We start from the raw sequence: 19,725 nt of genomic DNA, 5'->3' as shown, positions 1-19,725 counted from the left end.
GCAGACCATACGAAGGGAATTCCACGGTGAGCATCGACCCGTCCTCGATTCCGAATTTCGGGGGCCAGCCCGAACAGCAGCCGACCGGGCCTGAGGGTCCCGTCGTGCCCGACCAGGATCTGGTCAAGCAGCTCCTCGACCAGATGGAGCTGAAGTACGTAGTCGACGAGGAAGGTGACCTCGCCGCCCCGTGGGAGCAGTTCCGTACGTACTTCATGTTCCGCGGCGAGGAGGAGCAGCAGATCTTCTCCGTCCGCACCTTCTACGACCGCCCGCACGGCCTGGACGACAAGGCCGAGTTGCTGGAGGCGATCGACGACTGGAACCGCCGCACCCTGTGGCCCAAGGCGTACACCCACACCCACGACGACGGCACCGTCCGGCTGATCGGTGAGGCGTCGATGCTGGTCGGCACGGGTGTCGCGCTCGAACACTTCGTGTCGAGCACCGTCAGCTGGGTCCGCGCCTCCATCGAGTTCGACAAGTGGATCGTCGAGCAGCTCGGTCTGGAGTCCGAGATCGACGAGTCCGACGACAAGCCGGACGACGAGGGCTGACCCTCCCGCCGACGTCCGCCGCCGGGGGGGGCCCCCCCCCCCACACACCCACACCCACCCGCGCGCCCCCCCGGGGGGGGCCGCGCCCGCCCCCCGGCGCCCCCCCGCCACCCACTCCCCCCGCCGGCCGCCCCGCCCCCCCCCCGCGGCGTGTCCGGCAGGCGCCCGGGATGCCGTCAGGCGGCCAGCCCCTTGAGCCGGTCCACCGCCTCCTGAAGGACCTCCGTCTTCTTGCAGAACGCGAAACGGACGAAGGGCGCGCCCTGCTCCTGGTGGTCGTAGAAGACGGCGTTGGGGATGGCGACGACACCGGCGCGCTCCGGCAGCGCCCGGCAGAACGCATGGCCGTCGGTGTGGCCCAGCGGCCGGATGTCGGTGGTGACGAAGTACGTGCCCTGCGGCTGGTAGACCTCGAACCCGGCCGCGCGCAGCCCGTCGCCGAGCAGGTCGCGCTTGGCGCGCAGATCGGTCAGGATCCCTGCGTAATAGCTGTCCGGCAGCGCCAGCGCCTCGGCGAGCGCGTATTGGAACGGCCCGCCCGAGGTGAAGGTGAGGAACTGCTTCGCCGAGCGCACGGCGGCCACCAGCTCCGGCGCGGCGGTGACCCAGCCGATCTTCCAGCCGGTGAACGAGAACGTCTTCCCGGCCGAGCCGATCGTCACCGTCCGCTCCCGCATCCCCGGGAACGACGCGAGCGGCAGATGCGCGCCCTCGAAGACCAGATGCTCGTAGACCTCGTCGGTGACGACCAGCAGATCGCGTTCGCAGGCGAGCCGCGCGATCTCGGCGAGCTCCTCGCGGGTCAGGACGGTGCCGGTGGGGTTGTGCGGGGAGTTGAGAAGGATGAGGCGGGTGCGGTCGGTGACCGCGTCACGCAGCTCGTCCAGATCGAGGGCGTACGTCCCGGACTCCGGCCGCGGGCGCAGCGTCACCGGGACGCGCCGGCCCCCGGCCATCGCGATGCACGCCGCGTACGAGTCGTAGTACGGCTCCAGCGCGATGACCTCGTCGCCGGGCTCCAGCAGCGCGAGCAGCGAGGCGGCGATGGCTTCGGTGGCCCCGGTGGTGACCAGGACCTCGGTGTCGGGGTCGCAGGTCAGGCCGAGGTGGCCGTAGAAGCGCTCCTGGTGGGCGGCGATGGCGGCGCGCAGTTCGGGGATGCCGGGGCCGGGCGGGTACTGGTTGCCGCGGCCGTCCCGCAGAGCGCGCACCGCGGCCTCGCGGACCTCCTCCGGGCCGTCGGTGTCGGGGAAGCCCTGGCCGAGGTTGATGGCGCCGGTCCGTACGGCGAGCGCGGACATCTCGGCGAAGATCGTCGTACCGAATGCGGCAAGGCGGCGGTTGAGCAGCGGTCGGTCCATGCGCGCCATCCTCCGCCGAACCTCTGGACTTCCTCAACTGCGCTTTGCGTCAGGGGGACCCTGGGCATCAGCCCCGCACGAAAGGATCACCGGCGCGCGGGCCACCGGCGCCGGACGCCTCGCTCGGGGGAGCGGAAGGAGTGTGAGGCAGATGGGTGTCGTGCTGTTCCTGCTGATCGTGATGGCGGTGATCGGCATGGTCTCCGCCGCATCCCGTGGCTCCGGCGGCGGCCGGAGGAGGGCGGGCGGCTCCAGCTGGTGGGCCGCGGGCGGCGACTCCGGATCCGGCGGCGGCCACCACGGCCACCACGGCCACCACGGCCACCACGGCCACCACGGCCACCACGGCCACCACGGCTGCGGCGGTGGCTCCTCCTGCGGCGGCTCGTCCTGCGGGGGCGGCGGCTCCTGATGCGGTTCCCGGACCGGGCGCTCCAGCCGGGGCGCGGAGCCGGTCCCGCGGGGCACCGGCGCGCGCCGGGGAGTGCCCCAGGGAGCGCCGGACCTCCGCCGGACGGCGGCCGCGCCGCCGCTCTGCCCGCCGGGCCGCCGGGCCCCGTCCGATCCGGCGGCCCGCGTACGCACCGTGGCCACCGCCTTCGCCCCACCCGCCGTACGGCCCCTCCTTCCCTGTACGTACCGACGGCTCGTGCGGTGGACGAAGGACCCTTGTGTGCTTGGCGGTTGAACAAATGATCTGATGGGCCCTCTGAGGGATGGAAACCCGGCGAACATGGGTAATCCCGCTGTGGGCGCCTGGCATTCGTGATTCCCTCTTCAGTGAGAATCCCCCAGTTCTCGGATCCCGCGTGGGCGCGAGCCGGCACAGACTTTCCCCGACGTTCTCCGGGGCGGACCGGCCCGCCCATCCACTGCGTGCTTGCGGAGCCGACCCATGCTCACGACCCTGACAACGGCCTATACCGATACCCGTGCATCAGATCTCGCCTGGGCGCTCGGCAGGGAACCCCTGCCGGCCCTGGCGGTGCTCGACCTCCAACTGGGCGAAGCCCAGGTGCAGTTGAGGCTGCTGGGGGCCTCCCATCAGGTGCTGCTGGAAGAGGAGCGCGGTACGTGCTCCGAAACCGTCGCCTGTATGCCGGGCAGCAGCACCCCGCTCCCCCTGGGCGTGGCCAAGCGCCTGGGGGAGTGGGAGTACGAATTCGCCGCCCATGTCGAGACGCTGTCACGCGGCTCGTTCGCCGGGCGCGCCCAGGAACTGCTCGCCCTGGTCTCCGACCATCCGCACGGCCTGGCCGGGACGTTCCCCGGCTCGCCGCATGCCTTCACCGCGATGCTCGCCCAGCGCCGCCACGGCGAGGTCCGCTGGCGCACCTGGCACTCCTACCCCCAGGAGGGGCGCCTGGTCACCACCCGGACCAGGGTGGGCGTACGCATCCCCGCCAGGGTGTGAAGCCGACGGTCGCGCGCGGCGGTTCGCCGGGTGGCCGGGGCGCGACCCCGGTCCCGCCCGGCGAACCGCCGCGCGGGTCCGCGGGGCGGGCGTACGGCGCCGGCGTGAGCCACCCCGCGCACGGCGACGGGCGAGCGTCCCCTATGCGCCACAATCACCCAACTCCCATGTGTAGCGGGCGTATTGCACTCTTGTGGGTGACGAATATACACGGAATCGTCACGTAGCGTTCATTTCATGATCAATCCGCAGGAGCCCGTCCCCACCGCCGCCTTCGGGCCACCGGAGGTCATGCGACCGGCGCGGCTGCCGGTGCGGTCCGGTCCCGGCCGGCTGCTCGTCCTCGCCGCGGTCTTCGTCTGCGCCGCCTGCGGTCTGGTCTACGAACTCGAACTGGTCGCCCTGGCCTCCTACTTGACCGGCGACTCCGTCACCCAGTCCTCCGTCGTGCTGTCGGTGATGGTCTTCGCGATGGGCATCGGGGCGCTGCTCGCCAAGCAGCTGCGCTGCCGGGCGGCGGTCGGCTTCGGCGCGATCGAGGCGGGGCTCGCGCTGGTCGGCGGCTGCTCGGCGATGGCGCTGTACGCCTGCTTCGCGTGGTGCGGGCAGTCCCGCTCGGCGCTCGTCGGCTTCTCGCTGGTCATCGGGGTGCTGATCGGTGCCGAGGTGCCGCTGCTGATGACGTTGATCCAGCGGGTGCGGCGGCAGGACGCGGGCGGTGCGGTCGCCGATCTCTTCGCCGCCGACTACGTGGGCGCCCTCGTCGGCGGGCTGGCGTTCCCGTTCCTGCTGCTGCCGGTGCTCGGCCAGCTCACCGGGGCGCTGGTCACCGGCACGGTCAACGCCGTCGCGGGCGGGGCGCTGGTGCTGTGGCTCTTCCGCCGCGATCTGACGCCGCGCGCCCGCCGCCGTCTGCTGGCCGTCAACGCGCTGGTGCTGGTCCTGCTCGCGGCGGGCGTCCTGCTGGTCGCGCCGTTCGAACGCGCCGCCCGCCGCGCGGTGTACGGGTCCGCCGCCCGGGTCGTGGTGCAGACCGGCGTCCAGGAGGTGGTGATGACCGGCGGCGCGGGGCGCGCGGGCGGTACGGGACACGGGAGGAAAGGTTCCGGCGGGCCGCTCGCGCTCTATCTGGACGGCCGGCTGGAGGTCAGCGCGGACGACGAGCTCCCTTACCACCAGGCCCTGGTGCACCCCGCGGTCGCCGACGGTCCGCACGGCCGCGTCCTGGTCCTCGGTGGCGGCGACGGGCTGGCCGCCCGCGAGGTGCTGCGCCACCGCGCGGTCCGCTCGGTGACCGTCGTCGAACTCGACCCGGGCGTGATCGGCCTGGCGCGCACCGACCCCGGGCTCTCCGCCCTCAACCACCACGCCTTGGACGACCCGCGCGTCCATGTCGTCACCGCCGACGCCTTCGACTGGCTGCGCGCGGAGAGCGCCCGCTGCGGACGCCGGTGCCGCGGCCCGTACGACGTCATCGTCTCCGATCTGCCCGACCCCCGGGTGACCGCCGGGACGAAGCTCTACTCCCAGGAGTTCTACGGCCTGGTGGCGCGGCTGCTGGCGCCGGGCGGGCGGCTCGCGGTGCACGCCGGGCCGCCCGAGGCGCGGCCCCGGGTGTTCTGGACGGTCGAGTCGACGCTGCGGTCGGCGGGGCTGGCGACCGTGCCGTACGAGGTCCCCGGGCGGCGTGGCGGGGAGAGCGCCCGCCCGGTGTCCGGCTCCGGGCCGGCCGGCTCCGGGGCGCGGTACTGGGGCTTCCTCCTGGCCGGGCACCACGCCCGCGACCTGGACGCGGCGTTCGCGCCCCCGCTCCCGTCCGCGGTCCGCGCCACGCTGCGCGACGGCGCGCAGGCGCTGTCCGGCGCCCGGGTCGACGGGCTGCCGCCGTCGACGCTGATGCACCCGCGCTACGGCTGACCGCGGCGTACCGGGCGGCCGGCAAAGTCGCACCGAGGCGGGTACGGGCCCGGGGGCGCCGGGTGGACGTGACGGACCCGACTCGAACACCACGGGCACTCGCCAAGGGATCCCCACAGCGCTGGAGAAAGAATTAGGCTCCCATGCCATGGAGCATGAGATGTACGTTCCGTTTCCCGTCGGGACGGTCCGGCGGGCGCTCGGCGAGGCGGCGCGGGTCGCGCGCTGCGTCCCCGGCGCCCAGCTCGACGCCGAGGCCGCCGCCGCGCGCCCCGAAGGCCGGTTGCGGCTGCGTATCGGCGGCTCCACCATCACCTATCGCGGTGCGCTCACGGTCGCCACTTCGGGCGAGGCGGGTGCGGACGTCACGGTCGAGGCGCGGGGCACGGAGGCACGCGGCGCCGGGACCGCCGCCCTCACCCTGACCGTGCGGCTGTCTCCCGCCGACGGCTCCGGTACGACGCTGACCTGCACCGGCACGGTACGCAGCGAGGGACGGCTCGCCGAGGCCGAGGCGCAGACGGCGCTGACGGCCGGCCGGCGCCTGCTGGATCGCTTCGCGGAGAACCTCGCGGCGGAGTTGGAGCAGGAGCCGGGCGCGGGCCCGGGTGCTTCCGGGGCCGCCGCGGAGGCACCCGATGCCTCCGGCCCGGACATCCCTGCCCCCGCCGGTGACCGTCCGCACGGCGGCATCTTCGACACCGAGGTGCCGCCGCCGTCCCTCGGACCGGAGTCGGACGACACCCCGGAGACGGACGCGGACGCCGGACCGGACGCGGACGGTGCCGCCCGTACGGGCTCCGCCGACGGCGAAGCGCTCCCCGATGACGGCCCCGACCCCGTCGTCGACGGCGAGAACTACGACGGCCAGACGTACGACGGGCAGGACTTCGGCGACGACGAGGACGAGGTGCCCGCCGAGGCGGCGCATGCCCGGCGGACGATGATCGGCCGTAGCGCCGAGGAGGTCGACCACGCCCCGCCGCGCGGCCGGTACGCGCCGGTGCCCGCGCCCGAGCCCCGCGCCGCCTCGGCGACGCTGCGCTGGGCCGCACCGGCCGCCGCCGTGGTGCTGGCGGGCGCGGTCGTCGTCGGCCGGGCGCTGCGCCGCCGCCGCTGACACGGGACCGGGCCCTCGGAGACGGTCGTTCCGCGGAGATCGGGCGGGCATCGCCTAGGGTCGGGCGGTGTGAATACGGACAACACCCCACAGGCACGGCGGGACGTCGTACGGCTGACCGCGGGCGATGCCGAGGTCGACGTCGAGCCGGATAACGGCTGCCGCCTCTCCGGGCTGCGCGTCGGCGGCACCGAACTGCTGCGGCAGGGCGCGAAGTACGGCTGCTTCCCGATGGTCCCCTGGTGCGGACGGACCGACCACGGCGAGTTCCGCAACGGCGGCGAACTGCACCGGATGCCGGTCAACGCCCCGCCGCACGCCATTCACGGCACCGGCCGCGACCTGCGCTGGCGCACCGCCCGCCGCGACGCCCGCGCCGCCGTCTTCACCTACGACCTCGCCGATCCGGCCGCCCCCTGGCCGTACCCGGGCACCGTCACGCAGGTCGTGGAGCTGGCCGAGGACGGCCGGTCGCTCACCCTGACGCTGGGGGTGGAGGCGGCGGCCGACTCGTTCCCCGCGCAGGCGGGTTGGCACCCGTGGTTCGTGCGGCAGCTCGACGGCGGCGGCGCGCCGGTGGAGCTCTCCTTCGATGCGGCATGGCAGGAGGAGCGCGGCGACGACTATCTGCCGACCGGCCGCCGGATCGACCCGCGGCCCGGGCCCTGGGACGACTGCTTCGGCATGCCGGACGGCGTCGAGGCCACCGTGACCTGGCCCGGCCGTCTGGAGCTGACCGTCGCCAGCCGCGCCGAGTGGGTCGTGGTCTACGACGAGCAGGAGGCGGCGGTCTGCGTCGAGCCGCAGTCCGGCCCGCCCAACGGCCTCAACTCGCTGCCGCGGATGGTCACCCCGATCGACCCGCTGGAGGTCTCCGCCACCTTCAGCTGGCGGACGCTGGGCTGACCGCCGCAGTGGCCCGGCGTCTGCCCCATTTACGACCTCGTAAGCTCGTGGGCATGACCGAGGACGTACGCGGCGCGCTGCTGCAGCAGATCAAGGACAAGGCCGTGGTGCACGGCAAGGTGACGCTCTCCTCCGGCAAGGAGGCCGATTACTACATCGACCTGCGCCGGATCACCCTGGACGGTGCGGCGTCGCCGCTGGTCGGGCAGATGATGCTGGACCTGACCGCGGAGCTGGAGTACGACGCGGTCGGCGGCCTGACGCTGGGCGCCGACCCCGTCGCCGCGTCGATGCTGCACGCCGCCGCCGCGCGCGGCCGCCGGCTGGACGCGTTCGTCGTCCGCAAGGCGCAGAAGACCCACGGCATGCAGCGCCGCATCGAGGGCCCGGACATCAAGGGCCGCCGGGTGCTGGTGGTCGAGGACACCTCCACCACCGGCGGTTCGCCGCTGACCGCCGTCGAGGCCGCCCGGGAGGCGGGCGCCGAGGTCGTCGCGGTCGCGACGATCGTCGACCGCGGCGCCGCCGACGCCCTTGCCGACGCCGGTCTGCCGTACCTCACCGGCTACCGTCTCGGCGACCTCGGACTGGCCTGATCCGAGGCCGCCCGGCTCGCCGCCCGGCTCGCCGCCTGGCTCGCCGCGCGGGCGGCCGGACTCCGGCGGGTGGCGCTGGGTCCTTCCGTAAGCCACCGCGCTGACCAGCGCTTTTCTTCGAGGGGTCGGCTGTTTCACGTGAAACGGCCGGCCTTCGGCGTGTCCGGCCCGGCGGGCGATGCGGAGCAATCCGGGACGTCTGGGAAGATGAGGACGGCGAGGTCGTCGCCCCCTGGTCAGGGCCGCAACGCATACCCGTACTTCACAAGGAGCGGACAGATGCCCATCGCAACTCCCGAGATCTACAACGAGATGCTCGACCGGGCGAAGGCGGGCAAGTTCGCCTACCCCGCCATCAATGTGACCTCGACGCAGACGCTGCACGCGGCGCTGCGCGGCTTCGCCGAGGCGGAGAGCGACGGCATCATCCAGATCTCCACCGGCGGTGCGGAGTTCCTGGGCGGCCAGTACAGCAAGGACATGGTCAGCGGCGCGGTGGCGCTCGCCGAGTTCGCGCACGTCGTGGCCGGGAAGTACGGCATCAACGTCGCGCTCCACACCGACCACTGCCCCAAGGACAAGCTGGACGGCTATGTCCGCCCGCTGATCGACATCTCCGCCGAGCGGGTCGCCAAGGGCCAGCACCCGCTGTTCCAGTCCCACATGTGGGACGGCTCGGCCGAGACCCTGGCGGACAACCTGGCCATCGGCCAGGAACTGCTCGCCAAGGCCGCCGCCGCCAAGATCATCCTTGAGGTCGAGATCACCCCGACCGGCGGCGAGGAGGACGGCGTCAGCCACGAGATCAACGACGAGCTGTACACCACCGTCGACGACGCGCTGCGCACCGCCGAGGCGCTGGGCCTGGGCGAGAAGGGCCGCTACCTGCTGGCCGCCTCCTTCGGCAACGTCCACGGCGTCTACAAGCCGGGCAACGTCGTGCTCCGCCCCGAGCTGCTGAAGGACCTCCAGGAGGGCGTCGGCGCCACGTACGGCAAGCGGGCGCCGTTCGACTTCGTCTTCCACGGCGGCTCCGGCTCCACCGAGCAGGAGATCGCCACCGCGCTGGAGAACGGCGTGGTCAAGATGAACCTCGACACCGACACCCAGTACGCGTTCAGCCGCCCGATCGCGGACCACATGTTCCGCAACTACGACGGCGTGCTGAAGGTCGACGGCGAGGTCGGCAACAAGAAGGTCTACGACCCCCGCAGCTGGGGCAAGCTCGCCGAGGCCGGTATGGCGAAGCGGGTCACCGAGGCGTGCGCGAACCTGCGCTCCACGGGCACCACGCTGCGGAAGTGAGCTGACACCGCGCCCGACGCGGTGACGAGGGCCCCGTACCACCCGGGTGGTGCGGGGTCCTCGCGCATGTCCGACGGGAATCCACCGCCGATCGCGGGCATGCTCGCCGTATGACGATGCCGAGTCCGCCCGGGGGCGTCCGCCTGGTCTCGCCGCAGGGCCGGTGGGTGCTGCTGACCGCCGTCCTGGGGTCGGGCATGGCGATGCTCGACAGCACGGTCGTGAATGTCGCGCTGCCCCGCATCGGCGCCGATCTCCACGCCGACCTGGGCGTTCTCCAGTGGACCATCACCGCGTACATGCTCACGCTCGCGTCGCTGATCCTGCTGGGCGGGGCGTTGGGGGACCGCTTCGGGCGGCGGCGGGTGTTTCTCGTCGGGGTGGTGTGGTTCGCGGTGGCGTCGCTGCTGTGCGGGCTGGCGCCGACGCCGGGGGTGCTGATCGCCGCCCGGGCGCTCCAGGGCATCGGCGGGGCGCTGCTCACGCCGGGGTCGCTGGCGCTGATCCAGTCGGTGTTCCGGCCGGACGACCGGGCGCGGGCGGTCGGCGCCTGGTCCGGGCTCGGCGGCGTCGCCACGGCGATCGGCCCGTTCGTCGGCGGCTGGCTGGTGGACGGCGCGGGCTGGCGCTGGGTGTTCTTCCTCAATGTGCCGCTGGCCCTGGTCTGTGTGCCCGTCGCGCTCCGGTACGTACCGGAGACCCGGGAGCGGGCGGCGGCGCGCGGCGGGTTCGACGTGGCGGGGGCGGTGCTGGGGGCGCTGGCGCTCGGCGGGGTGACGTACGCGCTGATCGCGGCGCCGGAGCGGGGTCTGTCGGCGGGGGTGGTGGTGCCGGGCGTCGCGGGGCTGCTGCTGGGGGCGGCGTTCGTCGTGGTGGAGCGGCGGCGGGCGGATCCGATGCTGCCGCCGGAACTCTTCGCCATCCGGCAGTTCAGCGCGGTCAACGCGGTGACGGTGTGCGTCTACGCCGCCTTCAGCGGGTTCTTCTTCCTGGCGGTGGTGCAGCTCCAGGTGGTGGCCGGGTACTCGGCGCTGGCGGCGGGGACGGCGCTGTTGCCGACGACGGTGCTGATGCTGCTGCTCTCCGCCCGCTCGGGCGAGCTGGGGCAGCGGATCGGGCCGCGCATCCCGCTGACCGTGGGGCCGCTGCTGTGCGCGGTCGGGATGCTGCTGATGACGCGGGTGGGTGCCGGGGCGTCGTACGTGGTGGACGTGCTCCCGGCGCTGGTGGTGCTGGGCGCCGGGATGGTGACGCTGGTCGCGCCGCTGACCGCGACGGTGCTGGCCTCGGTCGACGTGGACCGCGCCGGGCTGGCCAGCGGCATCAACAATGCGGCGGCGCGGGCGGCGGGCCTGGTGGCCATCGCGGCGCTGCCGCTGCTGGCCGGGATGGGCCCGCAGGCGTACCGCTCGGCCGACGCCTTCGGCGTGGCGTTCCGCCGGGCCATGCCGTGGTGCGCCGGGGTGCTGCTGGTCGGCGCGGTGATCGCGTGCGTGGCGGTCCGGACGGTGCCCGGGGTGCCGGAGGAGCAGGAGGAGGCCGGGGCTCCGGAAGCAGTCGCGGCTCCGGAAGCGGTCGGGGCGGTGGAGGCGGCCGGGGGCGCGGGTGCGGTGCACGAGCGGGCGCGGCACGGGGCGCCGTGCCACCCGGAGTGCACGTATCACTGCGGAGTGGGGGCACCGCCGCTCGATCCGGGGGATGTGGAGGCGGGACGGCCGTCGGGTGCAGGGGCACCGCCGGGGCCGGGCGCGCCGTCCGGGCCCGGTGCGGAGGCGGGCGGCCCGGAGAGGCCCGGCCCGGAGGGCGACCGGGGAGCGTAGGGCGCCCGGGGCCGCCGTGCGGGCCCGCCACTCGACGCCCCTTTTCGGTCACCTGTTCGGCCGCCGTCCAGCCCCCGACCGGGCCGCCGCCGCGACCAGGCAGACTTGGGGCATGGCCATTCACGAGAACCTTCTGGGGGGACCGCCCCCGACCCATCTTCCCGACGACCCGGGCCCGCGCGAGCTGCTCGCCGCCGGTACGGCCCCGGCCGATGTCGCGGCCCAGTTCCCGACCTCCTCGCTGGCCTGGGCACAGCTCGCCGACGACGCGTTCCAGGGCGGCCGGACCGTCGAGTCGTACGCGTACGCCCGGACCGGCTACCACCGCGGGCTCGACGCGCTGCGGCGGGCGGGCTGGAAGGGGCACGGCCCGGTGCCGTTCGAGCACGAGCCGAACCGCGGCTTCCTGCGGGCGCTGCATGCGCTGGCCCGCGCCGCCCGTGCGATCGGCGAGGACGCGGAGTACGAGCGCTGCGCCACCTTCCTGCGCGACTCGTCCCCCACCGCGGCGGACACCCTGTCCTGACCCACCCGGGGCCGGCCGTGCGGACGGCCGGCCCTCGGGCGCGCCCACGACACCGCGCCCGGTACCGGTCGCGCGGAATGTCGGCCCTTGCGCCGCCCGGGACCAGCACCGATGATGCGAGTGGGGCGGCTGATCCGTCCCGAGGGGACCGGGGCTCCCGAGCCGATCAGGAAGGGGCGGACCGCTACCCGGAGTTCGCAGCCTGAGGAGTCCCTCATGTCGCACCCTTCGCCGTCCGCACACAGCTTGCCCGTCGCCCCCGGCGACGCGCCGCTCGCCCCGGATCTCACCATCGGCGCCGCCACCACCACCCCGTACGAGGACTACGTCCGCGCCGACGTCCTCACGCATCTGCAGCACCCGCTCTCCGACGATCCTGGGGAGATGGTGTTCCTGGTGACCACCCAGGTGATGGAGCTGTGGTTCACCGTCATCGTCCACGAATGGCGTACCGCCTGTGAGGCGCTGCGCCGGGACGACCTGCCGGTGGCGCTGGATGCGCTGAAGCGCTCCAGCCATGAGCTGACGGCGCTGAACGCCGCCTGGCAGCCGCTGGCCCGGCTGACCCCGGCGCAGTTCAACGCGTACCGCGGGGCGCTGGGCGAGGGCTCCGGTTTCCAGTCCGCGATGTACCGGCGGCTGGAGTTCCTGCTCGGCGAGAAGTCCGCGTCGATGCTGGTGCCGCACCGCGGCGCGCCGCGCGAGTACGCCGAGCTGGAGAAGGCGCTGCACGAGCCGAGCCTGTGGGACGAGGTGCTGCGGCTGCTGGCCCGCCGCGGCCATGCGGTGCCCGCCGCCGTGCTGGAGCGCGATCCGGCCGAACGATACGAGCCCGATCCGGCGGTCGAGGCGGTCTGGGCCGAGGTGTACGCCGGGGAGCAGGACTCCGACCTCGTCACCCTGGGCGAGGCGCTGACCGATGTCGCCGAGTTGGTCTGGCGATGGCGCAACGATCATTTGGTCGCGACCCGGCGGGCGATGGGCGCCAAGATGGGTACCGGTGGTTCCGCGGGCGTGGCCTGGTTGGAGAAGCGGGCCCGCAAGAACGTCTTCCCCGAGCTCTGGACGGCACGCAGCCATGTCTGATCACCGCGAGAACCACGAGCCCCAGGCGCCCCGCGACCACCGCGCGGAGGCCGCCATTCTCGACGCCTCCGACCCGCTGGCCGGTGTCCGCGACCGCTTCGTCCTCGACGACACGGTCTACCTCGACGGCAACTCCCTGGGCGCGCTGCCCCGCTCCGTACCGGACAAGGTCGCCGACGTCGTCGCCCGGCAGTGGGGCGAGATGCGCATCCGGTCGTGGACCGAGGGCAGCTGGTGGGAGGCGCCGGAGCGGATCGGTGACCGCATCGCGCCGCTCATCGGGGCGGCCCCGGGGCGGGTCGTCGTCGCCGACTCCACCAGCGTCAACGTCTTCAAGGCGGTCATCGCGGGCGTCCGGATGGCCGGTCCCGGCTGTACGGAGATCCTGGTCGACGCCACGACGTTCCCCACCGACGGCTACATCGCCCGCTCCGCGGCGCGGATGACGGGCCTCGCGGTGCGCCCGGTGGAGCCCGCGCGGATCGCCGACGAGGTCACCGAACGGACCGCGCTGGCGCTGGTCAACCACGTCGACTACCGCACTGGACGCCTCCACGACCTGCCCGGCATCACCGCCGCGCTGCACTCCGCGGGCGCGCTGGCGGTCTGGGACCTCTGCCACAGCGCGGGCGCACTGCCGGTCGGGCTGGACGCGCACGGCGTCGACCTCGCGGTGGGCTGCACGTACAAGTACCTCAACGGTGGGCCCGGTTCGCCCGCGTACCTGTACATCCGCGAGAGCCTCCAGGAGCGGTTCGAATCGCCGCTGCCGGGCTGGAACTCGCACGTGGAGCCGTTCGGGATGGCCTCGCGGTACGAGCCGGCCGACGGCATCACCCGGGGTCGCGTCGGCACCCCCGACATCCTCTCGCTGCTCGCGCTGGACGCGGCGCTGGACGCCTGGGACGGCGTCACCGTCGAGGCGGTCCGCACCAAGAGCCTGGCGCTGAGCGACTTTTTCCTCGACTGTGTGGCCGCGTACGTACCGCCCGGCGAGGTCCGCTCGGTGACGCCGTACGACCACGCGCGGCGCGGCAGCCAGGTGTCGCTGGAGTGCGCCGGGGCGGGCGAGGTGATGGCGGAGCTGATCCGGCGCGGCGTGGTAGGCGACTTCCGCGAACCGGACGTGCTGCGCTTCGGTCTGACCCCGCTGTACACCTCCTTCGGCGACGTGGAGCGCGCCGCCCGGGTGCTGGGAGAGGTGCTGCGGGAGCGGCCGACGGAGGACGACGCGGGCGCGGGGGGCTCCGGGGAGGCCGGTGGCCCGGCCGGTCCCGGTCCGGCCGCCGGTTCCGGTCCGGCCGCCGGTCCCGGCGATTCCGGTCCGGCCGCGGGTGCCGACGGCCCCGCTCCCGACGACCCCGCCGCATGAGCGTCCCCGATGAAGAGGCGGCGCTGCTGGGGCTCGCCCCGGTGGCGCCGCACCGCTCGGTGGCGTACGGGCCGCACCCGGACCAGCGCGTCGACCTGTACGACCCGGCCCCCGGCACCGCCCGCGGCCCGTACGTCGTCCTGGTGCACGGCGGCTTCTGGCGCGCCGCGTACGACCGGACGCATCTCTCCCCGGCCGCCGCCGAGCTGGCCCGGCAGGGGCTGCCCGTTGCCCTCGTCGAGTACCGCAGGGTCGGCGGGGGCGGGGGCGGGGACCGCACCTTCGACGATGCGGCGGCGGCGGTCGCGGCGGCCACCGCGGCGTGGCGGGCGGACGGTCCGGGGCCCGCGCCCGCGCCCGTGCTCGTCGGGCACTCGGCGGGCGGGCAGCTGACGCTGCTGACCGCGGCGCGGGCGGCGCCCGGGCGGATCGGGCGGGTGGTCGCGGTCGCGCCGGTCGCCGACCTCGCGGCGGCGCACCGGCTCGGGCTGAGCGACCACGCCGTCGCCGCCCTGCTCGGCGACGGCCCGGGCTTCGCGGAACGCCTCGCCGCCGCCGACCCCGTACGGCATCCCCCGGCGGGCGTCCCGGTCACCGTGCTGCACGGTACGGACGACCCGGAGGTGCCGCCGCAGCTCTCCCGGAGCTTCGCCGACGCCGCGCGGGCCGCCGGGGTGCCGGTGGCGCTGCGCGAACTGCCCGGGGTGGGCCACTACGCGCCGTTCGTCCCGTCCGCCGCGGCGTTCCGCACGCTGCTGGACGAGCTGCGCGGCGATGCCGGAGACGGCTCCGCACGCCGCGTGGTACCGCCGCGTAGTACTTGAGGCGGACCTCGGCAGATCCCCACTGGTGGGGACGATTCGGCGGGGCGTCCTGCTTACCGTGGTGGCGTGAAAGAGACCCAGTCGCAGGACGCCCTGCGCTCCGAGGCCCGGATCGCCCGTGGCGCGCTGCACCTGCTGCGCAAGGACCTCTTCGAGGACGCCTTCGCCTTCCGCCCGATGCTGCCGCTCGACGACCCCGGCGTACCGGGCTGGCGGCAGCGGCTGCCGCGGCGGATCCGGCGCTACGTCCGGTGGGCGCCGCACATCGTGGTGACGCTCGCCGCGGTCGCCAACTTCCTGCTGGGGCTCACCGCCACGATCGATCTGGGCCGCTCCTACACCTACGGCATCCTCCACGCCCCGTTCTCCGTCGTCTTCTGCCTGCTCGTCGCCGCCTCGGTGGCGCTCACGCTCTTCCGCCCGGTCGGCGCGTTCTGGGTGTCGTTCGCCGGGTTCACCCTCGCGATGCTGGACGCCGCCTTCGGTGCCTACGACGCGACGTGGCCGATGGTGTCGCTGCCCACCCACGTCGTGGTGATGGCGCTGGTCGTGCTGCGTACCCGGCCGCGGCTGGCGCTGGAGATGTGGGTGGTCACGCTCGTCGCCGGCGGGGTGCTGGCGACGGCGACGGGGGGCTTCGGCTACCGCGAACTGTTCGCGCTCGCCGTGCCCTCGGCCTTCATCCTCACCGCCGCCGCCGCGGTCCGCGCTTGGCGCGAGGAGCGGCGGCACGTCGTCGAAACGCAGACGGCCACCGCGGAGGAGCGCTACCGCCGCACGCTGCTGGAGGAGCGGGCCACCATCGCCCGGGAGCTGCACGACGTCGTCGCGCACCATATGTCGGTCATCGCCATCCAGGCCGAGGCCGCGCCGTACCGCGTCGAGCACACCCCGCCGGAGCTGGCCACCTCGTTCGCCACCATCCGGGAGAACGCCGTCGCCGCGCTCACCGAACTCCGCCGCATCCTGGGCGTCGTCCGCTCCGAGGACCCGGAAGCGTTCGCCGAGAGCGACCCCGAGGCGCCCCAGCCGAGCCTCGCCCGGCTCGACGGGTTGCTGAACAGCGTGCGCGGCGCCGGGCTGACCGTCGAGGCGGTCGTCACCGGCGCGGCGCGCCCGCTGCCGCAGGGCGTGGAGCTGTCCGCGTACCGCATCGTCCAGGAGGCGCTGAGCAACACGCTGCGCCACGCGCCGGGCGCCGAGGCGCGGGTGGAGATCTCGTATGTGCTCGGCGGGATCGGACTGCGTATCGTCAACGGGAAGCCCAGCCGGCTTGCCACCCCGTCACCGGGCGCGGGCCACGGCGTGCTCGGGATGCGTGAGCGCGTGCAGATGCTGGGCGGGGAGATGACCGCCGACCACACCGAGGACGGCGGGTTCGAGGTCGCGGCGTTCCTTCCGGTCTCCGCCGCGGGGGAGGCGAAGCCATGATCCGGGTGCTGATCGTCGATGACCAGGTGATGGTCCGCGAGGGCTTTTCGGTACTGCTCAACGCGATGCCGGACATCGAGGTGGTCGGCGAGGCGGTGGACGGGCGGCAGGCCGTCGCGAAGGTCGGGGAGCTGCGGCCGGACGTCGTCCTGATGGACATCCGGATGCCGGAGATGAACGGTCTGGACGCGACCCGCGAGATCGTCGCCGCCGACGCGGACGCGAAGGTGCTGGTGCTGACCACCTTCGACCTCGACGAGTACGTCTACCAGGCGCTCCGTTCCGGGGCGAGCGGCTTTCTGCTCAAGGACGCCTCGGCCGGGCAGCTTGCCGACGGCGTCCGGGTCGTCGCCTCCGGCGAGGCGCTGCTCGCGCCGACCGTCACCAAGCGGCTGATCTCGGAGTTCTCCCGGCTCGGCACGCCGCGGGCGCCCGCCCAGGAGCGCATCGGCGAGCTGACCGAACGGGAGACGGAGGTGCTGGTCCTCGTCGCCCAGGGCCTGTCGAACGGCGAGATCGCCGAGCATCTGGTGGTGGCCGAGTCGACGGTGAAGACGCACGTCAGCCGCATCCTGGTGAAGCTCGGCCTGCGGGACCGCACGCAGGCGGCGGTGTTCGCGTACGAGGTGCGGTTGGTGACGCCGGGGGGCTGAGGGGCGGGGACGGCGGCGGGACGGGCCCGGGGCTTCGGCCGGACCGGGTCGGCTTCTCGGTCGCGTGACGTTGTCCACAGGCTGTGGACAACCAGGCGGCCCGCCGCGGCGGGCCACCTGACCTTGTTCGTCCGCCGCGGCGGGCCGCCCGGCCTCGTTCGTCCGCTCCGGTGGGCCGTCCGGCTCCGTCCGCCGCTCCGGCGCGCCGACTCCGCGCGTCGCCCCACCCGTCCCCCGCCCCCCGGGGGCGGCGTCAGTCGTCACGCCCCCGGGGCAGCGTCAGCCGCCAGGCCCCCGGCTGCACCGTCCAGGTCCGCGTGCGGACCGGGCCGCCGACCACCGCGTCCGCGCGGTAGCGGAAGTCCGGGCCGGAGACCGTCACCGCCCGCGCGCGGGCCCGCAGCGGGCGGTCGGAGCCGGGGCGGTCCACCACCACCTCGGCCAGGCCGTCGCCCGCGCCGGGCGCCGCGGCGTCCGGCGCCCCGTCGTCCCCGGCGCGGGCGCCCGGCACCACACAGACCCGCCGCACCGGCCGGTCCAGGTCAGCCAGCAGCACGCCGTCCGCCTCGATCCGCAGCCGCTGCCCCGGTACGGCGCGCCGCTCCCGTCCGGCGGCCTGTGCGGCGAGCGCTGACAGTGCCGCCCGCGCGGTGCGCGCCGCCGGACGCCACCAGGGCCGCCGCCCGCCACCGTCGGACGTGGCGGGCGCGGCGGGCGCGGTGGCCGTACCCGCCTCCGGATACGTCCCGGGAACCGCGGTGTCGTCCCCGTACGGGATGCGCAGCCCGCCCAGGACGATGCCGTCGCTGTCGTCGGTGAGCAGATCGAGGGCGCGGGCGTCGCCGTCCAGGACGGTGCGGGCCGCGGCCACCGTGCCCGCGGGCACGCCCAGCGTCCGGCTCAGCGCCACCGCGTCCGCCGCGCCGACCGGCACCACCGACACGGCGACCCGCGCCAGCTCCCGTTCCTTGTGCAGCACGCCGACGGCGAACATCAGCGCGCGGTCGTCGCCGATCACCACCGGGCGCCTGCGGCCCCGCCGGGAGAGCGCGCGGGCGAACTCCTCGGGGCCGTCGGGAAGGCAGATTTTCGCCCCCGCACCCGCGCACAGCACGTCCTTGGCGATACGGACGGACTCGCCGTCCGCGGTGCGGGCTGCGGGGTCGATGACCACGAGCAGAGGGGTCCTCCGGACGGAGTCCGATGAAGAGTGCCCAGAAGGCTGCGCCGACACCTCGGTCCTTCCTCAGGTAGCATCTCGGTGCAAGAGCCCCTTGCGCTATTGCGCCAGGGGCTTCGTCTATTCCGGGGCACCGGTTCGACGGCTGCAGTGATGACATCCGCGTGCGACCGCATGCTCACGCCATCCACGCACGTTGGACATGCCCCGCCCAGAAGGGGTGTACGCCTGTGCCCGCACTTGTGCTGCTCGGTGCTCAGTGGGGTGATGAGGGCAAGGGAAAGGCCACCGATCTGCTCGGTGGGTCCGTTGACTACGTGGTGCGTTACCAAGGCGGCAACAACGCCGGTCACACGGTCGTCGTGGGCGACCAGAAGTACGCACTGCACCTCCTCCCTTCCGGAATCCTCTCGCCGGGGTGCACCCCGGTCATCGGCAACGGCGTCGTCGTCGACCCGGCGGTCCTGCTCTCCGAGCTGAGCGGACTCAACGAGCGTGGCGTCGACACGTCCAAGCTGCTGATCAGCGGCAACGCGCACCTGATCACGCCCTACAACATCACGGTCGACAAGGTCACCGAGCGCTTCCTCGGAAAGCGCAAGATCGGCACGACCGGTCGCGGCATCGGCCCGACCTACGCCGACAAGATCAACCGCACCGGCATCCGGGTGCAGGACCTCTTCGACGAGTCGATCCTGCACCAGAAGGTCGAAGCGGCCCTCGACGTCAAGAACCAGGTGCTGGCCAAGCTCTACAACCACCGCGCGATCGCCGCGGAGCAGGTCGTGGAGGAGATGCTCGGCTACGCCGACCAGCTCCGGGGCTTCGTCACCGACACCACACTGCTGCTGAACAACGCGATCGACGACGGCAAGGTCGTCCTCTTCGAGGGCGGTCAGGGCACCCTCCTCGACGTCGATCACGGCACGTACCCCTTCGTCACCTCCTCGAACCCGACCGCGGGCGGCGCCTGCACGGGCGCGGGCGTCGGGCCGACGAAGATCAACCGCGTCATCGGCATCCTCAAGGCGTACACCACCCGCGTCGGCGCCGGTCCGTTCCCGACCGAGCTGTTCGACAAGGACGGCGAGGCGCTGCGCACCATCGGCGGTGAGCGGGGCGTCACCACCGGCCGCGACCGCCGCTGCGGCTGGTTCGACGCGGTCATCGCCCGCTACGCCACCCGCGTCAACGGTCTGACCGACTTCTTCCTCACCAAGCTGGACGTGCTGACCGGCTGGGAGCAGATCCCGGTCTGCGTCGCGTACGAGATCGACGGCAAGCGGGTCGAGGAACTGCCCTACAGCCAGAGCGACTTCCACCACGCGAAGCCGGTCTACGAGATGCTGCCGGGCTGGTCCGAGGACATCACCAAGGCCAAGACCTTCTCCGACCTGCCGAAGAACGCGCAGGCGTACGTGAAGGCGCTGGAGGAGATGTCGGGCGCCCCGATCTCCGCGATCGGCGTCGGCCCGGGCCGCGACGAGACGATCGAGATCAACTCCTTCCTCTCCTGAGCCCCGCGGGGCCGCCTGCGGGCCGCCCCGACGATCCGAACGGCCGGGCCGGTGGACGCACCACGTCCACCGCCCCCGGCGGGGGGGGGGGGTGGGTTTCCTAGAAGAGCCAGACAAACACCCACACCCCCCCCCCCCCC

The 19,725-nt window shown here is 73.8% G+C and carries 18 protein-coding genes; 16 read left to right on the top strand and 2 right to left on the bottom strand.

From position 1 onward, the window contains the following. Positions 1–26: 26 nt before the first annotated feature. Positions 27–557 carry a YbjN domain-containing protein gene (locus ACFWWQ_RS22925; protein ID WP_384599087.1) on the top strand — a complete coding sequence of 177 codons (531 nt, stop codon included), beginning with the start codon at positions 27–29 and terminating at the stop codon, positions 555–557. A gap of 176 nt (positions 558–733) precedes the next feature. Here ACFWWQ_RS22925 and ACFWWQ_RS22920 read toward each other — a convergent pair whose 3' ends face one another. Beyond that, positions 734–1,918 carry a pyridoxal phosphate-dependent aminotransferase gene (locus ACFWWQ_RS22920; RefSeq protein ID WP_384599084.1) on the bottom strand — a complete coding sequence of 395 codons (1,185 nt, stop codon included), beginning with the start codon at positions 1,916–1,918 and terminating at the stop codon, positions 734–736. Between the two features lie 151 nt (positions 1,919–2,069). On the opposite strand from ACFWWQ_RS22920, the gene ACFWWQ_RS22915 reads away from it, so the two are divergent. The 14 genes from ACFWWQ_RS22915 to ACFWWQ_RS22850 all read left to right on the top strand — a co-directional run bounded on the left by ACFWWQ_RS22915 (position 2,070) and on the right by ACFWWQ_RS22850 (position 16,888). After that, positions 2,070–2,330, top strand: a complete 261-nt coding sequence (locus ACFWWQ_RS22915) for a hypothetical protein (protein WP_384599081.1) — start codon at positions 2,070–2,072, stop codon at positions 2,328–2,330. 483 nt (positions 2,331–2,813) lie between these two features. Then, a complete protein-coding gene (locus tag ACFWWQ_RS22910) occupies positions 2,814–3,332 on the top strand; it encodes a DUF2617 family protein (protein WP_384599078.1) in 519 nt (172 codons plus the stop codon). 237 nt (positions 3,333–3,569) lie between these two features. Next, on the top strand, positions 3,570–5,249 hold the full coding sequence (locus ACFWWQ_RS22905; RefSeq protein WP_384599075.1) for a polyamine aminopropyltransferase: 1,680 nt from the start codon (positions 3,570–3,572) through the stop codon (positions 5,247–5,249). A gap of 160 nt (positions 5,250–5,409) precedes the next feature. Then, a complete protein-coding gene (locus tag ACFWWQ_RS22900) occupies positions 5,410–6,369 on the top strand; it encodes a carbon monoxide dehydrogenase subunit G (RefSeq protein WP_384599072.1) in 960 nt (319 codons plus the stop codon). A 69-nt stretch (positions 6,370–6,438) separates the two neighbouring features. Beyond that, on the top strand, positions 6,439–7,275 hold the full coding sequence (locus ACFWWQ_RS22895) for an aldose 1-epimerase (protein ID WP_384599069.1): 837 nt from the start codon (positions 6,439–6,441) through the stop codon (positions 7,273–7,275). A 53-nt stretch (positions 7,276–7,328) separates the two neighbouring features. Further along, complete coding sequence (gene pyrE, locus ACFWWQ_RS22890; RefSeq protein WP_143944537.1) at positions 7,329–7,871, top strand: orotate phosphoribosyltransferase; 543 nt, start codon at positions 7,329–7,331, stop codon at positions 7,869–7,871. Positions 7,872–8,150: 279 nt separating this feature from the next. Further along, positions 8,151–9,176 carry a class II fructose-bisphosphate aldolase gene (gene fbaA / locus ACFWWQ_RS22885; RefSeq protein ID WP_384599064.1) on the top strand — a complete coding sequence of 342 codons (1,026 nt, stop codon included), beginning with the start codon at positions 8,151–8,153 and terminating at the stop codon, positions 9,174–9,176. A 110-nt stretch (positions 9,177–9,286) separates the two neighbouring features. Further along, positions 9,287–10,996 (top strand): MFS transporter, encoded by a 1,710-nt coding sequence (locus ACFWWQ_RS22880; RefSeq protein WP_384599061.1) that lies wholly within the window; start codon positions 9,287–9,289, stop codon positions 10,994–10,996. 112 nt (positions 10,997–11,108) lie between these two features. Continuing rightward, complete coding sequence (locus ACFWWQ_RS22875) at positions 11,109–11,522, top strand: DUF3151 domain-containing protein (protein ID WP_384599058.1); 414 nt, start codon at positions 11,109–11,111, stop codon at positions 11,520–11,522. 216 nt (positions 11,523–11,738) lie between these two features. Next, entirely contained in the window at positions 11,739–12,608 is an 870-nt protein-coding gene (locus ACFWWQ_RS22870) for a tryptophan 2,3-dioxygenase family protein (RefSeq protein ID WP_384599054.1), read from the top strand. After that, complete coding sequence (kynU, locus tag ACFWWQ_RS22865; RefSeq protein ID WP_384599052.1) at positions 12,601–13,980, top strand: kynureninase; 1,380 nt, start codon at positions 12,601–12,603, stop codon at positions 13,978–13,980. Before ACFWWQ_RS22870 ends, kynU begins: the two co-directional genes overlap by 8 nt. Beyond that, complete coding sequence (locus tag ACFWWQ_RS22860; RefSeq protein ID WP_384599049.1) at positions 13,977–14,804, top strand: alpha/beta hydrolase family protein; 828 nt, start codon at positions 13,977–13,979, stop codon at positions 14,802–14,804. The genes kynU and ACFWWQ_RS22860 overlap by 4 nt, the downstream gene beginning before the upstream one ends. A 66-nt stretch (positions 14,805–14,870) precedes the next feature. Further along, positions 14,871–16,235, top strand: a complete 1,365-nt coding sequence (locus ACFWWQ_RS22855; RefSeq protein WP_384599046.1) for a sensor histidine kinase — start codon at positions 14,871–14,873, stop codon at positions 16,233–16,235. Continuing rightward, positions 16,232–16,888, top strand: coding sequence for a response regulator (locus tag ACFWWQ_RS22850; protein WP_384599043.1), 657 nt, complete (start codon positions 16,232–16,234; stop codon positions 16,886–16,888). The genes ACFWWQ_RS22855 and ACFWWQ_RS22850 overlap by 4 nt, the downstream gene beginning before the upstream one ends. Positions 16,889–17,141: 253 nt before the next feature. On the opposite strand, the gene ACFWWQ_RS22845 is transcribed toward ACFWWQ_RS22850, so the two are convergent. Then, the gene (locus ACFWWQ_RS22845; protein ID WP_384599040.1) at positions 17,142–18,062 is read right to left on the bottom strand and encodes a hypothetical protein; all 921 of its coding nucleotides are present in this window, start codon (positions 18,060–18,062) and stop codon (positions 17,142–17,144) included. Positions 18,063–18,298: 236 nt separating this feature from the next. Here ACFWWQ_RS22845 and ACFWWQ_RS22840 point away from each other — a divergent pair, with 236 nt between their 5' ends. Further along, positions 18,299–19,585: an adenylosuccinate synthase gene (locus ACFWWQ_RS22840; RefSeq protein ID WP_143943124.1), complete on the top strand. Its 1,287-nt coding sequence runs from the start codon at positions 18,299–18,301 to the stop codon at positions 19,583–19,585. Positions 19,586–19,725: the final 140 nt, after the last annotated feature.

It is taken from the genome of Streptomyces sp. NPDC059080 (assembly GCF_042739975.1).
Taxonomy (GTDB): Bacteria; Actinomycetota; Actinomycetes; order Streptomycetales; family Streptomycetaceae; genus Streptomyces; species Streptomyces benahoarensis.
This window is presented reverse-complemented; position numbering and strand designations above follow the sequence as displayed.

Bases quoted from the DNA above. Each gene is read 5' to 3' on its own strand.
- ACFWWQ_RS22905 (WP_384599075.1), top strand. From the start codon at position 3,570: ATGATCAATCCGCAGGAGCCCGTCCCCACCGCCGCCTTCGGGCCACCG.
- ACFWWQ_RS22875 (WP_384599058.1), top strand. From the start codon at position 11,109: ATGGCCATTCACGAGAACCTTCTGGGGGGACCGCCCCCGACCCATCTT.
- ACFWWQ_RS22910 (WP_384599078.1), top strand. From the start codon at position 2,814: ATGCTCACGACCCTGACAACGGCCTATACCGATACCCGTGCATCAGAT.
- ACFWWQ_RS22920 (WP_384599084.1), bottom strand. From the start codon at position 1,918: ATGGACCGACCGCTGCTCAACCGCCGCCTTGCCGCATTCGGTACGACG.
- pyrE (WP_143944537.1), top strand. From the start codon at position 7,329: ATGACCGAGGACGTACGCGGCGCGCTGCTGCAGCAGATCAAGGACAAG.
- ACFWWQ_RS22915 (WP_384599081.1), top strand. From the start codon at position 2,070: ATGGGTGTCGTGCTGTTCCTGCTGATCGTGATGGCGGTGATCGGCATG.
- ACFWWQ_RS22870 (WP_384599054.1), top strand. From the start codon at position 11,739: ATGTCGCACCCTTCGCCGTCCGCACACAGCTTGCCCGTCGCCCCCGGC.
- kynU (WP_384599052.1), top strand. From the start codon at position 12,601: ATGTCTGATCACCGCGAGAACCACGAGCCCCAGGCGCCCCGCGACCAC.
- ACFWWQ_RS22860 (WP_384599049.1), top strand. From the start codon at position 13,977: ATGAGCGTCCCCGATGAAGAGGCGGCGCTGCTGGGGCTCGCCCCGGTG.
- ACFWWQ_RS22850 (WP_384599043.1), top strand. From the start codon at position 16,232: ATGATCCGGGTGCTGATCGTCGATGACCAGGTGATGGTCCGCGAGGGC.
- ACFWWQ_RS22880 (WP_384599061.1), top strand. From the start codon at position 9,287: ATGACGATGCCGAGTCCGCCCGGGGGCGTCCGCCTGGTCTCGCCGCAG.
- fbaA (WP_384599064.1), top strand. From the start codon at position 8,151: ATGCCCATCGCAACTCCCGAGATCTACAACGAGATGCTCGACCGGGCG.
- ACFWWQ_RS22900 (WP_384599072.1), top strand. From the start codon at position 5,410: ATGTACGTTCCGTTTCCCGTCGGGACGGTCCGGCGGGCGCTCGGCGAG.